The organism is Streptomyces antioxidans (genome assembly GCF_000968685.2).
Classification (GTDB): domain Bacteria; phylum Actinomycetota; class Actinomycetes; order Streptomycetales; family Streptomycetaceae; genus Streptomyces; species Streptomyces antioxidans.
Genome location: NZ_LAKD02000054.1, coordinates 1 through 15,116, shown reverse-complemented (window position 1 = coordinate 15,116; position 15,116 = coordinate 1). Strand labels below are relative to the sequence as shown.

Here is a 15,116-nt window from a genome sequence, read left to right as displayed (position 1 = left end):
GTGCTCCAGAACGGTCGATCGCAGATGCGGTGCCTGAGCATAGTCTGGACCACGCTACGGGCTCAGCCGACTCTGTCAGGTAGCTCACGTATACCTAGCGGGGCCCCGCCCCTAGAATTCAGTTACTTAACGGTAGTTAGCGCTCTATGGGGAGTGAGAGGCTTGGCGTCCTCGGTGAATGACTTCGACCTGTACCGGCCGTCCGAAGAGCACGACATGCTCAGGGACGCCGTCCGCTCTCTCGCCGAGGCGAAGATAGCCCCTTACGCCGCCGAGGTCGACGAGGCGGTCCGCTTCCCCCAGGAGGCGCTGGACGCCCTGGTCGCGAACGACCTCCACGCGGTGCACATCCCCGAGGCCTACGGTGGCTCGGGCGCGGACGCGCTGGCCACCGTGATCGTCATCGAGGAGGTCGCCCGGGTCTGCGCCTCCTCCTCCCTGATCCCCGCGGTCAACAAACTGGGCTCGCTGCCGGTCATCCTCTCCGGCTCCGAGGAGCTGAAGAAGAGGTACCTGGCCCCGCTCGCCAAGGGCCACGCGATGTTCTCGTACTGTCTCTCCGAGCCGGACGCGGGCTCGGACGCGGCCGGGATGAAGACCAAGGCGGTCCGCGACGGCGACTCCTACGTGCTCAACGGCGTCAAGCGCTGGATCACCAACGCCGGGGTCTCCGAGTACTACACCGTGATGGCCGTCACCGACCCCGAGAAGCGCTCCAAGGGGATCTCCGCCTTCGTCGTCGAGAAGTCCGACCCGGGCGTCTCCTTCGGCGCCCCGGAGAAGAAGCTCGGCATCAAGGGCTCGCCGACCCGCGAGGTCTACCTCGACAACGTCCGCGTCCCCGCCGACCGGATGATCGGCGCCGAGGGCACCGGCTTCGCCACCGCCATGAAGACCCTCGACCACACCCGGATCACCATCGCCGCCCAGGCCCTCGGCATCGCCCAGGGCGCGCTCGACTACGCCAAGGGGTACGTCCAGGAGCGCAAGCAGTTCGGCAAGCCGATCGGCGACTTCCAGGGCGTCCAGTTCATGCTCGCCGACATGGCGATGAAGCTGGAGGCCGCCCGGCAGCTCACCTACGCGGCGGCGGCGCGGTCCGAGCGGGTGTCCCTCGGGGGCGGCAAGGAGGACCTGACGTTCTTCGGCGCCGCGGCCAAGTGCTACGCCTCCGACGCCGCGATGGAGATCACCACGGACGCCGTCCAGCTGCTCGGCGGCTACGGCTACACCCGTGACTACCCACTCGAGCGGATGATGCGGGACGCCAAGATCACGCAGATCTACGAGGGCACCAACCAGGTGCAGCGCATCGTGATGGCGCGCAACCTTCCGTAAGACCCCGGAGCGAAAGAGCGGTGCCGGGCCCGATCGGGCCCGGCACCGCTCTTTCATGAGGTCCGGCTCAGTTGCTGGAGACGGTGACCTTGTCGTCGTTCTTCAGCTCGCCCATCAGCTGCTTGACCTTGGCCATGTCCCACTGCACCGCGCTGCCCTTGGAGGTGGCCAGGCCGGGGTTGGAGATCGGCATGTTCATCTGCTTGCCGTCGCCGCCGGAGACGCTCTTCATCGCGAAGAACATGTCCTTCACGTCCCACAGGCTCATGTCCTTGTCGACCACCAGGTTGTCCAGGCCCGCGCCCATCGTCGGGTAGAGCTTGAACGGGTTCATGACCGTACCCGCCGAGGCCGCCTTGTTGGCCAGCGCGGACAGGAACTTCTGCTGGTTCTTGGTGCGGTCCAGGTCGCCGCCCGCGAGGCCGTAGCGCTGCCGGACGAAGGCGAGCGCCTGCTGGCCGTTCAGCGTCTGCTTGCCCTTCTTCAGGTCATTGCCGGACTTCTTGTCCTTCATGTCCTGCGGGATGTCGATCTCGACACCGCCGACGCCGTCCACGAGGTTGGCGAAGCCGTCGAAGCCGATCTCCGCGTAGTGGTCGATCTTCAGGCCGGTGTTGTACTCGATCGTGCGGACGAGCAGTCCGGGCCCCTCGGAGGAGTACGACGCGTTCAGCTTGTTCTGGCCCGCCGGGATCCGGTTGCCGGTCTCCGAGCCGGTGAAGGACGGGATGGTGACCCAGGAGTCACGGGGGAGGCTGACCATGGTGTTGCCGTTCTCACCGACATGGAGAAGGATCATGGAGTCGGTGCGGCGGCCGTCGGCCGAGCCGGTGTGCAGCTTCTTCTTGTCCTCGTCGGACATGCCCTCGCGGCTGTCGGAACCGACGATCAGGTAGTTGGTGCCCTTGCCGCCGCCCGGCCGGTCCTCGACCTTGCTGAGGTCGACCTCGCGGCGGAGCTTGGAGTCGGCCCAGAAGTAGGTGCCGATGCCGACGGCGAGCAGCAGGACGATCAGGGTGACCAGGCCGATGGTTATCCGCCGCTTCCAGTTCTTCGGCCTCACCGGGCGCGGGCCGGGACCGCCGGGGCCACCCGGGCCGTGCGGGCCGCCATTGCCCGGTCCGCCGTCGCCGTAGACCTGACCGGTGTTGTAACCGTCGTCGTAGTCGTCATAGCCCTGGGACGCCTGCTGCGGCGGAACGGTGCCGCGACGGGGCGAGAGGCCGGGCGGCAGCGGCGGCTCGCCGTACGGACCGCCCCCACCGGGCGCCGTGCGCCTCACCTGTGGCATGGCACGCGCCCCCTCCGGTTCGGCGCTGCCGCTACCACGTCCATACCGGCCGCTGCCGTCGCCGGTCGATCCCTGGGGCCATTCGCTCATGCAAGGCAGTGTGCCTGGTCGGGTGGGTCCCCTTACAGGGCGGGTGCTGGATCGCGGCACGGCTGTTGCAGACCTGATAAGAATCCGGTCCGCATAAGGTGGGCGACATGACCAAACCGGCCCAGGGTGCGGAACCGGAGCTTCCGGGTAAGCCCACCTCCGCCTCTCGCACCACGCTGTCGCACATCATGACCGGCAGCGACACCAATCTCCTCGGCACCGTCCACGGCGGCGTGATCATGAAGCTGGTGGACGACGCCGCCGGAGCGGTCGCCGGACGCCACTCCGAGGGGCCCGCGGTCACCGCGTCGATGGACGAGATGGCCTTTCTCGAACCGGTCAGGGTCGGCGACCTCGTCCATGTGAAGGCCCAGGTCAACTGGACCGGCCGGTCCTCCATGGAGATCGGGGTACGGGTGCTGGCCGAGCGGTGGAACGAGTCCACGCCCGCCACCCAGGTCGGCAGCGCCTATCTGGTCTTCGCCGCCGTCGACGCCGACGGCAAGCCCCGGTCCGTGCCCCCGGTCATCCCGGAGACCGAGCGGGACAAGCGGCGCTACCAGGAGGCCGAGATCCGCCGGACCCACCGGCTGGCCCGCCGCCGCGCGATCAAGGAGCTCCGTGCCCAGCGCACCGCCGGGCGCGCCGACGATGCCACCGAGGGCGCCGACCGGGCGTGACTCCCGGCGTCGGCCGTTGCCCCCGGTGTCAGAGGGCGCGGGCGGCGGCGCTGGTTTCCGGGGCAGCGGGAACGGTGGCCCCGCCGTCCGGGCAGACGACCTCGTCGCCGGTGACGGCCCCGAACCCGGTGGTGTCGGTCTTCGGCGCCTCGGCCCGGACCGGCCGTACGCCCTTGTAGTCCGCGCCGATCGTGACCTGCATCACCGCCCCCTGCCCGACCACCGGCTTCAGCCGGGCCCCGGGCAGCGCGGCCGCCAGCGAGCGCACCGAGCGGTCCCAGACGGGGTCGTAGGCGATCACCGTGTGCGGGACGTCGGGCGTCGCGGCGTCGGCGGGGGAGCCGGTGGTGGCGAAGCCGGTGGCGTGCAGCGCGCGGTCCGCGCGGCGGGCCAGCCCGCTCGTCGTGGTGCCGTTGAGCACATGCACCCGGACCCGGGCCGGGTCCACGTCCACCGGGGTGGCCCGGACCCGCTTCGGGTGGTGGGCGACGAGCGGCCGGTCCTCGCGGAGGGTGGTGAAGAGCCGCTGGGCCTTGGCCTGGTTCCAGCGCAGCGTGGATCCGGCCCCCTTCACCGGCACACCGGGCAGCACCACCGGCACCGAGGCGAACTCCGAGGACCCCGGGGTGACCCCGCTCATCGCCCGCCCCAGGGCGACCATGTCCTCCGCGCGGAAGCCGTGGTCGGCGCGGACCGAGCCCAGCAGGGCCCCGGCCACTCGGTTGAACCGCACCGGGTTGAGCAGGATGCCCCCGGCCGTGGTCTGGTGGACCACGGCGGCCAGGAAGCGCTGCTGCCGCTGGATCCGGCCCAGGTCGGAGGTGCCGTCCACATGCCGGGAGCGTACGTACTGCAGCGCCTGGCCGCCGTTCAGGACATGGGTGCCGGCCGCCAGGTCAAGACCGGTGTGATCGTCCTTGAGCGGCCGCGCGGTGCAGATCTTCACCCCGCCGAGTACGTCGACCGTCTTCATGAAGCTGGTGAAGTCCACCTCGAGGTAGTGGTCGATGTGGACGCCGGTCAGATGCTCCACGGTGCGCACGGTCAGGCTCGGCCCGCCCTCGGCGTACGCGGCGTTGAGCTTCCGCGGATGGCTCGGATGGCGCTTGCCGGTGGCGTCGGTGTACGCGGGGATCCTGGCGTACGAGTCGCGGGGCAGGCTGACCGCGCTGACCCGGCGGTGGTCGGCCGACAGATGCATCAGCATGATCGTGTCGGTGCAGCGGCAGGGGGCTCCGCCCAGCCGGTACAGCGCCTTCTCCCGGGGCGTGATCTTCTCCCGCCCGTCCGTGCCGACCACGAGGAAGTTGACGCCCCCGCCGGTGTTCTCCGGCCGGTTGTCCAGGCCGGAGAAGGCATCCACCCGGTGGATCCCGGAGTCGAGCTCCCTGACCAGCAGATGCCCGATGCCGCTGACCGCCAGCACCAGACAGGCGCCGCCCGTGGCCAGCCGGAGCCCCCAGCGGGGGCGGCGGGCGCGGGGGCGCGACGGGCGCGGCGATCGGGCCGGTGCATTCACTCCGGGGACCTCCGTGAACTTCGGCGGGCTGGGCGGAACCGCCTCACCGTAGGCCCATACGACGATCGCTTTGACGGCCCCACGCCGCCCGTACGGGGGGCTGCCACCCGGGCGGCGCGTTCCGGTGTCCCCCATTCGCGGTAACGTGGCCCGTAAACCGCAGTCCTATGGGGCCCCGCCCGCAGTCTTCTGGGGCCCGGCCCCCGAACCCCGAGGTGCCATGCCCCCGCATCAGCTCCCGGCCGTCTCCGTGATCATGCCGGTGCTCAATGAGGAACGCCATCTGCGCAATGCCGTGCGGCACATCCTGGAGCAGGAGTACGACGGCGAGATGGAGGTGGTGATCGCGCTCGGCCCGTCCACCGACCGCACCGACGAGATCGCCGCCGAACTGGTGGCGGAGGACCCCCGGGTGCATACGGTCCCCAACCCCACGGGCCGCACCCCCGCCGCCCTGAACGCGGCGATCAAGGCGTCCCGCCATCCGGTGGTGGTCCGGGTCGACGGCCACGGCATGCTCTCGCCCGACTACATCGCGACCGCCGTACGGCTCCTGGAGGAGACCGGCGCGCAGAACGTGGGCGGGCTCATGCACGCCGAGGGCGAGAACGACTGGGAGAGGGCCGTCGCCGCCGCCATGACCTCCAAGATCGGGGTGGGCAACGCGGCCTTCCACACCGGTGGTGAGGCGGCCCCCGCCGAGACCGTCTATCTGGGCGTCTTCCGGCGCGAGGCGCTGGAGCAGCAGGGCGGGTACAACGAGGAGTTCATCCGCGCCCAGGACTGGGAGCTGAACTTCCGGATCCGTGAGGCGGGCGGGCTGATCTGGTTCTCGCCCGAGCTGAAGGTCTCCTACCGGCCGCGGCCGAGCGTGCGGACCCTGGCCAGGCAGTACAAGGACTACGGCCGCTGGCGCCATGTCGTGGCCCGCTTCCACCAGGGCTCGATCAATCTGCGCTATCTCGCCCCGCCGACCGCCGTCGTCGCCATCGCGGCGGGCATCGTGCTGGGCGCGGCCGTCACCCCGTGGGCGTTCGTGATCCCCGGCGGCTATCTGGCCGGGATCGTCGCGGGCTCGCTCCCCGCGGGCAAGGGGCTTCCGGTGGCGGCCCGGCTGCGGATCCCGGTGGCGCTGGCGACCATGCACATGTCGTGGGGCTGGGGCTTTCTGACCAGCCCGCGGGCGCTCGCCAAGAAGGTCATCGCCAGCCGCCGCCCGGCGGTCATGGCGCCGTAGCCGCGCCCGTACCCGCGTACGCCGAAGGAGCGCCTGCGCCACGTACGCCGAGGGGGCCGGACCCGCATTGGGTCCGGCCCCTTCGCATGTCGTGCCGGGCGTCAGCATGTCGTACCGGGCGTCAGAAGGTGTAGCCCGGGTTGACCTTCATACAGCCCTTCTCCTCGCCGTTGAGCGCGTCCGCGCTCTTGGGCGCCTTGCCGCCGTCGTCCGCCGCCGCCTTCGGATAGGCGGTGCCCTCGCGCCAGTCGTTGCCGACCACCAGGGTGATCTCCCGCACCGACGTCGACGACTTCACCGCGGACTTCGGCAGCTTCAGCGCCTTGGCCACGGCCAGGGCGTCGCCCTGCCGGGGCTCGTCCGGGTAGAGGACGGTGGTGTCGGCCTGCGAGATCAGCGCCGTGTTCGCGGTGGCCTTGGCGTAGCCAAGGCGCGCCAGCTCGGAGGTGATCACCCCGGCCCGGCCGGAGACCGGCCCCAGGACGGTGCTCGCGGTGCCGTTCTGCACCACCACCGGGAGCTGTTCCTTGGGCACGGTGGGCGCCGGGGTGGCGTCGGGCTTCTTCTTGTCCTTGCCGTCCAGGCTGATGTCGTTGCGCAGCAGCGAGAAGGTCTGCTCGGCCTCGCCCGGCTTGGGCAGTACGTAGCCCCCGCCGCCGCCGTACTCCCAGGGCATGGTGATCATGGTGGTGCGCTTGGTCGGCACCCGCTTGAGGTCATTGCCCAGGTCGTACAGCTTCTTGACGGTGCCGAGGCCGTGGTCGACGGTCAGCGCGTCGGTGGCGGCCTCCGCGAGGTCCATCAGCTTGCCCGGGTCGCTGAGCTTGGTGCCCGACTTCAGCTGGCGGATCATCGACGTCATGTACATGTGCTGGGCCTTGGCCCGGCCGATGTCGGTGTTGTCCTCGAAGCCGTAGCGGGTGCGCAGCCACTGGAGGGCCTGGACGCCCTTGACGTTGTGGGTTCCCTTGGTGAGCTTCAGGCCGGAGCCATGGCCCCTGCTGTCATGGGAGTAGATGTTGTTGTCCACGCACACCGGGACGCCGCCGATGGCGTCCGCCATGGAGACCACCCCGGAGAAGTCGATCATCATGAAGTGATCGATGTAGACGCCGGTGAGCTCCTTCCAGGTGGCGACCGTACAGCCCGGACCGCCGTGCTGGAGCGACTGGTTGATGGCCCCCTCGGTCTTCGGGTACACCGTGCCGTCGTGCGGATCGGTGCACCGGGGGATGGTCACCCTGGTGTCGCGCGGGATGCTGACGACCGACATGTTGCTGCGGTCGGCCGAGACGTGCACCAGCATCTGCACATCGCCCAGCGGCTTGCGCTCCGCGTCCTGCTTGGCGCCGCCCAGCTTGACGTTCTCCGCGGTGTTACGGCCGTCGGAGCCGATGAGCAGGATGTTGAGGGGTGTCTGTCCGTCGGCGTTGGGCTCGGGCTTGCCGATCTTGCTGTCGCCGAGGTCCAGTTCCTCCTTCTTCAGGTTGCCGTTCAGGTGTTGGTAGTAGAAGTATCCGGCGCCGGCCGCGCCGAGCACCAACACGGCCAGTGTCAGGGCGGTCCAGCGCAGGATCCGCACCCCGCGGCTCCGCTTCCGCTTCCCCTGACGGCCGGATCGGCGCCCCGCGCCGTGCGACGCGGGGCCCTCCCGTTTCGGCGGGCTGTCGTCCTCACCGCGCTCACGTGGTTCGGGAACGGTGGCCCGCCGCCCCCTCTCCCCCCGCACACTGCTCTGCCGCATCGGGCCCTCCCCCGGTTCTCTCGGTCGTCCGGCCCGATGGACGAGGGTGGATCCGCTGGCCGGCGACGGTCACTTGGCGCAGACGTCCTTGTCGTTGGCCTCGACCCTCTGAATGTCCTTCGGCGCCTTCGAGGGGGCGGAGATCGGCGTTCCGGCGCCCTTGAAGTCCGCGCCCAGCGTCAGGGTCATCTCCGCCATCGGCTCGGCGTCCTTCGTGCCTTCCTTCATGGCGGAGGCGGGCAACCCCATGCTGTCGGCCAGCCGACGCGCCTGGTCGGCCTGGTTGGGAGCGTACTCCAGCGTGGTCTTCTTCAGCTCTGACGGAGCGTTTCCGCCGTTGCTGGTCCGGGACATCCCCTCGGTGTTCTGCATCCAGTCGACGGTCTCCTGGGCGGCGCCGAACTGCCCGCTGCCGTTGAGCACCTTGACCCGGACATCGGCGGGATCGGCCTTCGGCCCCTTGAGCCGCGCCGCCTGCTTGTCCTTGGCCGCCTTCTCCTTCTTCTTGACCTCGGTCAGCGAGACGTCCTGCCGGACCATGGAGAACAGCGGCTCGGCGCTGGTCTTGTTCAGCAGCACGGTCGCACCGTCGGTGTTGTCGACGACCGGAACGGTCGCGAAGGTGACGTTCTTGAGATCGACCTTGCTCAGGTTCTTCCCCAGCTCGGCCAGCTTGGAGACGGTGCCGATCCCGGTGTCCACAGCGAGCGCCTTGGTGGCGGTCTGGGCCAGGTCCCACATCTTGCCCGGGCTGGAGAGCGTCCCGCTGGCCTTCATCTTGCGCATCAGCGAGCTCAGGAACTGCTGCTGGAGCTTGATCCGGTCCAGGTCCCCGCCGAAGCCGACGGCATGACGGGTCCGGACGAACGCCAGGGCCTGCTCGCCCTCGACCGTGTGCCGCCCCTTCTTCAGGTTCAGGTGCGACTTGGGGTCGTTGATGTCCTTGCCGAGGCAGATGTCCACCCCGCCGACAGCCGTGGACATGCTCTTGACCGCGTTGAAGTCGGCCATCATGAAGTGGTTGATGTTCAGGCCGGTGATCTTCTCCACCGTCTGCCAGGTGCAGCCCGGGTCGCGCCCCTCCTGCCCCAGGCTGGTGTTGAACCGCACCTCGTTCTCGCCCGGGATCTTCTTCCGCTGGCCGTCCTTCTTCACGGTGCAGTCCGGGATGTCGGTGATCATGTCCCGCGGGAAGCTCAGCACCGTGGCGTTCGACCGGTCCGCGGAGACGTGGAACAGCAGGGTGGTGTCGGCGTGGCCGACGCTACCCGCGTCACCATAGCCCTCGTTCCCCTTGCCGTCCCGGCGGTCGGTGCCGATCAGCAGGAGGTTCATCGGGCCGTCGGAGACCGCGTCGTTGTTCTCGCCGACGTCGTACTTGGTGATGTTGTTGTTCAGGTGCTGATAGACGAAGTACGCCGCGGCCGAACCGCCCACCAGCAGGAAGGCCAGGGTGCCGCTGCCCCAGTAGAGCGCCTTCTTCGTCTTCGACTTCTTCGGCTTCGGCTTGCGACGGCTGACCGGGCCATCCGCCTTCTCCTTCTCCGCCTCCCGTTTGGCCGCACGGCGGCGCCCCCCGGGCTCGGAGCCCGGGGCGCCGTCATCCCCCGCTGATCTGGAGACCCGTCGCAGCTCCGTGGTGTCGTCCACCGATGTCTCGGCGGGATTCAGCCGCAGCTCATAGTTGCCCGTATTCGGGTCGAACACCCACTGATCGGCTGGGTCCAAGTCACCCGCCCCGCCAGGGCCTTGCGCGTCCACGGTCGCCTGTGTCCTCCGTCGGTGCCACGCGGCGCCTCCCCCTCAAGGCGCTCCATCCATCTTTACGCAGTGCGCGGCCACCTTGTAGAGCGCACCGGATCGCTCACACTATCCGTACAGATCAGCGTCAAGCGACGCTGGTGACAAATTCCACTTCCCTACAACTGGGCAATCTGCCCAATCCTTATCTGATCCTTCACGAATCGTGGGCCGCCCTTATGGTCCTTTTACTCGCAGATGCCGCGTGTTACTGGCAGACGCCGTGGGCCGCCGTCGTCCCCTGGAACCCGCCGAGGTCGGCGGCCTTCGGCCGGCCGCCCGCCGAAGCCGGGACGGCATGGGACACCGGCACCGGCCGATCCAGCCGCAACCGCCGGAACAGCCGGTCGGCATCGGGTTGGACGAGCTCATCGCGGTTCTTGTCGTACGCGTAGGGCTGCCGCGGAATCGTCAGGAAGCGGATCTCGTCCCGGGGGATGTCCCGCACTCCGCGCGCCAGCGCGTACAGATCCTTGAGCGAATCCAGACCCGGATCGGTGGTCAGCGAGGACGTCGCGGCGCTGAGTACCGGATACAGCTTCGCCGGATTCAGCAGCACACCATTGCTCTGCACTTTCTTCACAAGCGAGCCCATGAACTCCTGTTGCCTCCCGATACGCTCCGTGTCGCTCCCGTCGCCGATGCTGTATCTGGCGCGCACATAGCCCAGGGCCTGCTCGCCGTGGAGGACTTGGCGGCCCGCGGGCAGCTTCAGATGCGCGTCGGCGTCGTCCACGGGCTCCTTCAGGCACATCTCCACCCCGCCCACCGCGTTCACCAGCCGCTTGAAACCGCTGAAGTCCACGATCATGTGGTGGTCGACGCGGATCCCGGTCAGCTTCTCGACGGTGCGGATCGAGCAGGCCGCGCCACCGGCCTCGAACGCCCAGTTGAACTGGGCGAACCGGGCCTGGACGCGTTCTCCGTCCGGCCCGTCGCAGGCCGGGATGTCCACCATCAGATCGCGCGGGATGGAAACGGCGGTCGCGCCTTTCCCGCCCGCTTGTAGATGCAGCAGGATCGTGGTGTCCGAGCGCTGGGTGCCGCTGTCCCTGCCGTATTTGCCGTTGCCCTCGCCGCCCCGGTCGTCGGAGCCGAGCAGCAGGATGTTCTGCGCGTCCCGCACCACCGACACCGGCCGCTCGGCCTCGTACTTCCTCAGCTCGTTCGCGGTCCGGGTATCGGTGTGGATGTTGCCGTCGAGACGTTCGTAGAGCCACCACCCCGCACCGGCGACCGACAGCACCAGCGAGGCCATGGCCAGGGCGAGGACGCGCGGCCAGCGGCGCCCGCGTCTCGGCGCGGGCTCAGAGCTGTCGGTCGTCACGTCCGCGTCCTCCCACCCGTATTCCGCCCGGGGGCGGAGCGGCATCGCATGCCGGGATACCGATTAACGGAACAGACATGCGAAGCCCGCACATGGTTGTACGTATCCGTAGATCATCGCGCGGGGTGGGCGGCGCGGCCGGTGGGCTCGCTGTGGGCCCGGGGTGCGGGTGTGGCTGTGGGGGTGGCCTCAGGGTGTGGGTGCGACTGTGGGGATGGCCTCAGGGGGTGGTGGCGGTGACGCGCTCGCTCTCCTTGCGCCCGGCCAGTTCCTTCTCGTCCAGCCGGTCCAGATGGCGGCAGAGCACCACCGAACCGCCACTGACCAGCGGCGCGTACAGCCCGTACGACAGCCCTTCCCAGGTGCCGTAGGACAGCCCCGACAGGATCCGCGAACCGGGCCCGAGGCCCCTCCCGGCGGCGTCGGCGCCCGCCCGCTCCACCACCTCGGCGCTCGTCAGCTCCACACCGCCGACGGCCAGCGCGGGCGTATCAGGGTCGACGGGGGCGTACGGGGCGAAGCGGTCGCCCTGGCTGGGCACCTCCACGGCGTAGTCCGCGAACCCCTCGGGCAGCTGGGGGAAGCGGCCGCCCAGCGGCTGGAGCGACAGCGCCACCCGCTCCCCGGAGCACTCCCGCGCCTCCTTGAGGCTGTCCGGGCCGCTGACGACGAGATCGGCGGAGGCCGGGTCGCCCCCGATGTCCACGAGGACCCCGACCGAGGAGCAGGCCACCAGCCATACGGCGGTCTGCCAGTGGGCGGGGAGCAGCAGTGCGCATCTGTCGCCGGGCGCGGCGGCGAGATCGTCCTGGAGGAGATTGGCGGTCTTCGCCACCCAATTGGCGAAGGTGGCCACGGAGAGTTCGACGCGTTCGCCCGTGGCGTCGTCGTAGAAGGTCACGAGCGGGCGGGAGGGATCCGCGTCGAGCGCGGATCCCAGCAGGTCGGCGGGGGTGCGGTCGGTGGCGTTCACCCGCGCAAGCCTACGCGCCGAAAATGCGGTGCGGATGGGGTCGGTGGGGTCCGGCTCACCGGACCGTCCGCGACGTGTGCGCTCTTCCGAATGGACAGGTTTGTCACCTTATGTAGACGATTTCAATCATGCGTGCATACATGGCATCCTCGATCGGCGTCGCGTGCACCGCCGCCCTCGCCCTTCCCCTCGCCCTGTACCCCGACCCCGCCCATGCCCGCGCCTGGGGCCACGCTCAGGCCCAGGGCGGGGCCCAGGTCCAGGCCCAGGCCCAGGGCCAGGTCCAGGGCCAGGCTCACGCTCGGGTCGAGCGGACCGTAGCCGTCGGCTCCACGCGGTCGCTGCCGCTGCGCCCGTCGCACCCGTCCGTGGGCGGGGGACTGGGTCGGGGCGTGGCCGCCGGGCGCGGGGAGGCCACGTTCGAGCGGGGCGTCACCGCGTCGGGCGTGCGGCCGTTCTCGCTCGTCGGCGTCGTCTGGGACCGCCCCTCGGCGGAGCTCCGGGGCCGGGTGCAGGTGCGCACCCGCGCGGTCGGCGGCGCGTGGTCGCCGTGGCGCGAGCTGCTGCCGTACGGGGACGAGGCCCCCGACCCGGATTCGCCCGAACTCCGCGGCGCACGGGCGCACGGCGGGACCGCACCGCTGTGGGTCGGCGCCTCGGACGCCGTCCAGGCGCGGGCGCGGCCGGAGCGGGCGGGTACGGGGGCGGACGCGGAAGCGGGGGCGGAGGGTGTGGGGACGGGGGATGCGCGAGCGGGGGATGCGGGCGCGCATGCGGCGGCCCTGCCGTCCGGGCTGCGGCTGGAGCTGATCGAGCCGGGTGAGCCCCCGGTGCCGCCGGGGCCGGACCGGGCCGCGCTCCGCGCGCTTCCGGGGCAGCCGGTGCCGACGGGGGCGGGTTCGCCGGGGAAGCCCGCGAAGCCGGGGAAGCCGGGGAAGTCGGGAAAGCCCGCGAAGTCGACGCCCAGACCCCCCGTATCCGTAACCACCACCCCGCAACCCAGCGCGCCCGGCACCGATACCGGCACCGGCACCGGCACCGACGCGGGCAAGGTGGGCGCCGCCGCCCGCAATAGCGCGCCGCGGCCCAGCATCGTCACGCGCGCGGGCTGGGGCGCCGACGAGAAGATCCGTGAAACGGGCCACGCCTACAGCAAGACCGTGAAGGTCGCTTTCATCCACCACACCGTGACGGGCAACAACTACAGCTGCGCACAGGTGCCCTCCGTTCTGCGCAGTATCTACCGCTACCACGTGAAGAGCCTGGGATGGCGCGACTACGGCTACAACTTCACCATCGACAAGTGCGGAAAAATCTACGAAGGCCGCTCCGGCGGGGTGACCAAAGCCGTACGCGGGGCGCACACGCTGGGCTTCAACGCTGACAGCATGGGCATCGCCGTCCTGGGCACCTTCACCTCCAAGAAGCCCCCGGCCAAGGCCGTGAGGGCCATCGCCGAGCTCACCGCGTGGAAACTGGGCCTCTTCAAGCGGAATCCGCGGGGTACGACGCAGCTGGCGTCGGGTGGCGGCAACAAGTACAAGAAGGGCGCCAGCGTAAAGCTCCATGTGATCGCGGGTCACAGCGACGGCTTCGCCACCGAGTGCCCCGGCAAGCTCCTCTACGGGAAGCTCGGTTCGGTACGGAAGACAGCCGCCCGCCTCCAGGGGCGCTGATCAGGCGCGGTCCGCGGATCTGCATACACTGGCCGCCGACCGGCGAGCCCCAGCAGGAAGCAGAGACGTACGTGACCAACGCGCCAGCAACGCCATCGCCAGAGGCGATCCTCCTGGTCGGCGGCAAGGGAACCCGGTTGCGCCCGATGACGGTGCACACCCCCAAGCCGATGGTCCCGGCGGCCGGTGTTCCGTTTCTTACCCACCAACTCGCCCGCGCCCGCGCCGCCGGGGTCGAGCACATCGTGCTCGCCACGTCCTATCTGGCGGAGGTCTTCGAGCCGTACTTCGGTGACGGCTCCTCGCTCGGCCTGCACCTGGAGTACGTCACGGAGGAGGAACCCCTCGGCACCGGCGGCGCCATCCGCAACGTCGCCTCCCGGCTGCGCTCGGGCCCCGACGACCCGGTGCTCATCTTCAACGGGGACATCCTCACCGGCCTCGATATCCGCGCCCTCGTCGACAACCACCGCACGACGGGCGCCGATGTCTCCCTGCACCTCACCCGGGTCCCCGACCCGCGCGCGTACGGGCTGGTGCCGACGGACGAACGGGGCAGGGTCACCGCCTTCCTGGAGAAGCCGCAGACCCCCGAGGAGATCGTCACCGACCAGATCAACGCGGGCGCGTACGTCTTCAACCGCTCGGTCATCGACAGCATCCCCGCCGACCGCCCCGTCTCCGTGGAACGCGAGACCTTCCCCGGTCTGCTCGCGGAGGGCGCGCATCTGCAGGGCATGGTGGACTCCACCTACTGGCTCGACCTGGGCACCCCCGAGGCGTTCGTCCGGGGCTCCGCGGACCTGGTGCTGGGCCGTGCCCCCTCCCCGGCCGTCCCGGGCCGCTGCGGCGACCGCCTCGTCCTGGACAGCGCCTCGGTCGCGGTCGACGCCAAACTGACCGGCGGCACGGTCATCGGTCCCCAGGCCCGGGTGGGCGCGGGCGCGCGCATCGAGGGCAGCACGGTGCTGGAGGGCGCGGTCGTGGAGGAGGGCGCCCAGGTCCGCGACTCCCTCGTCGGCGCGGGCGCCCGAATCGGCGCCCGTACGGTCCTCCAGGGCGCGGTGGTCGGCGACGGCGCCCTGGTTGGCCCGGACAACGAGCTACGGGACGGCGTCCGAGTATGGTGCGGAGCCGACATCCCCCCGGGCGCCCTCCGCTTCTCCTCCGACCAGTAACCCCGACGCCCCCCGCCCCCACCGCATCCGCAGGCCCTCGCCCCCACATTCCAGCCCCTCCGGCGCCTGAAGAGCCGGGGTCCGAGCGACAGAGCCCTTTCCTGCGCAACTCAGCCCCTCCGGCGTTTGAGGAGCAGGTCCGAGGGGCCGAGCCCCATGTTCAGCCCCTCCGGCGCGTGAGAAGCGGGTCCGAGGGGCCGAGCCCCACATATCAGCCCCTCCGGCGTCTGAGGAGCGGGGTCCGGGGCGGAGCCCCGGCGGGG

At 70.2% G+C, this 15,116-nt stretch carries 11 protein-coding genes; 5 read left to right on the top strand and 6 right to left on the bottom strand.

Features of this window, described 5'->3' with window-relative positions:
* The first annotated feature begins 162 nt into the window (after positions 1-162).
* The gene (locus tag VT50_RS21700) at positions 163-1,338 is read left to right on the top strand and encodes an acyl-CoA dehydrogenase family protein (RefSeq protein WP_046085184.1); all 1,176 of its coding nucleotides are present in this window, start codon (positions 163-165) and stop codon (positions 1,336-1,338) included.
* A gap of 67 nt (positions 1,339-1,405) precedes the next feature.
* Here VT50_RS21700 and VT50_RS21695 read toward each other — a convergent pair whose 3' ends face one another.
* Positions 1,406-2,719, bottom strand: coding sequence for an LCP family protein (locus tag VT50_RS21695; protein WP_075200296.1), 1,314 nt, complete (start codon positions 2,717-2,719; stop codon positions 1,406-1,408).
* Between the two features lie 107 nt (positions 2,720-2,826).
* On the opposite strand from VT50_RS21695, the gene VT50_RS21690 reads away from it, so the two are divergent.
* Positions 2,827-3,399, top strand: a complete 573-nt coding sequence (locus VT50_RS21690) for an acyl-CoA thioesterase (protein ID WP_107424856.1) — start codon at positions 2,827-2,829, stop codon at positions 3,397-3,399.
* A 28-nt stretch (positions 3,400-3,427) separates the two neighbouring features.
* Here VT50_RS21690 and VT50_RS21685 read toward each other — a convergent pair whose 3' ends face one another.
* Positions 3,428-4,918, bottom strand: coding sequence for an LCP family protein (locus VT50_RS21685; RefSeq protein WP_046085187.1), 1,491 nt, complete (start codon positions 4,916-4,918; stop codon positions 3,428-3,430).
* A gap of 220 nt (positions 4,919-5,138) precedes the next feature.
* Between VT50_RS21685 and VT50_RS21680 the strand changes: the two genes are divergently transcribed.
* A complete protein-coding gene (locus VT50_RS21680) occupies positions 5,139-6,155 on the top strand; it encodes a glycosyltransferase family 2 protein (RefSeq protein WP_046085188.1) in 1,017 nt (338 codons plus the stop codon).
* Between the two features lie 121 nt (positions 6,156-6,276).
* Here the strand turns inward: VT50_RS21680 and VT50_RS21675 are convergent, their stop codons facing one another.
* The 4 genes from VT50_RS21675 to VT50_RS21660 all read right to left on the bottom strand — a co-directional run bounded on the left by VT50_RS21675 (position 6,277) and on the right by VT50_RS21660 (position 11,999).
* Positions 6,277-7,737, bottom strand: coding sequence for an LCP family protein (locus tag VT50_RS21675; protein ID WP_420822210.1), 1,461 nt, complete (start codon positions 7,735-7,737; stop codon positions 6,277-6,279).
* A 231-nt stretch (positions 7,738-7,968) separates the two neighbouring features.
* The gene (locus VT50_RS21670) at positions 7,969-9,660 is read right to left on the bottom strand and encodes an LCP family protein (protein ID WP_046085190.1); all 1,692 of its coding nucleotides are present in this window, start codon (positions 9,658-9,660) and stop codon (positions 7,969-7,971) included.
* A 247-nt stretch (positions 9,661-9,907) separates the two neighbouring features.
* Positions 9,908-11,026, bottom strand: coding sequence for an LCP family protein (locus VT50_RS21665; protein ID WP_053048473.1), 1,119 nt, complete (start codon positions 11,024-11,026; stop codon positions 9,908-9,910).
* A 220-nt stretch (positions 11,027-11,246) separates the two neighbouring features.
* A complete protein-coding gene (locus tag VT50_RS21660; protein WP_046085192.1) occupies positions 11,247-11,999 on the bottom strand; it encodes a TIGR03089 family protein in 753 nt (250 codons plus the stop codon).
* Positions 12,000-12,127: 128 nt separating this feature from the next.
* Between VT50_RS21660 and VT50_RS21655 the strand changes: the two genes are divergently transcribed.
* The gene (locus VT50_RS21655; protein WP_046085193.1) at positions 12,128-13,675 is read left to right on the top strand and encodes a peptidoglycan recognition protein family protein; all 1,548 of its coding nucleotides are present in this window, start codon (positions 12,128-12,130) and stop codon (positions 13,673-13,675) included.
* A gap of 71 nt (positions 13,676-13,746) precedes the next feature.
* Positions 13,747-14,853: a mannose-1-phosphate guanylyltransferase gene (manB, locus tag VT50_RS21650; protein WP_075200297.1), complete on the top strand. Its 1,107-nt coding sequence runs from the start codon at positions 13,747-13,749 to the stop codon at positions 14,851-14,853.
* Positions 14,854-15,116: the final 263 nt, after the last annotated feature.

Excerpts from the sequence above, each read along its gene's own strand:
- VT50_RS21655 (WP_046085193.1), top strand. The coding sequence starts at position 12,128 with ATGCGTGCATACATGGCATCCTCGATCGGCGTCGCGTGCACCGCCGCC.
- VT50_RS21680 (WP_046085188.1), top strand. The coding sequence starts at position 5,139 with ATGCCCCCGCATCAGCTCCCGGCCGTCTCCGTGATCATGCCGGTGCTC.
- VT50_RS21695 (WP_075200296.1), bottom strand. The coding sequence starts at position 2,719 with ATGAGCGAATGGCCCCAGGGATCGACCGGCGACGGCAGCGGCCGGTAT.
- VT50_RS21690 (WP_107424856.1), top strand. The coding sequence starts at position 2,827 with ATGACCAAACCGGCCCAGGGTGCGGAACCGGAGCTTCCGGGTAAGCCC.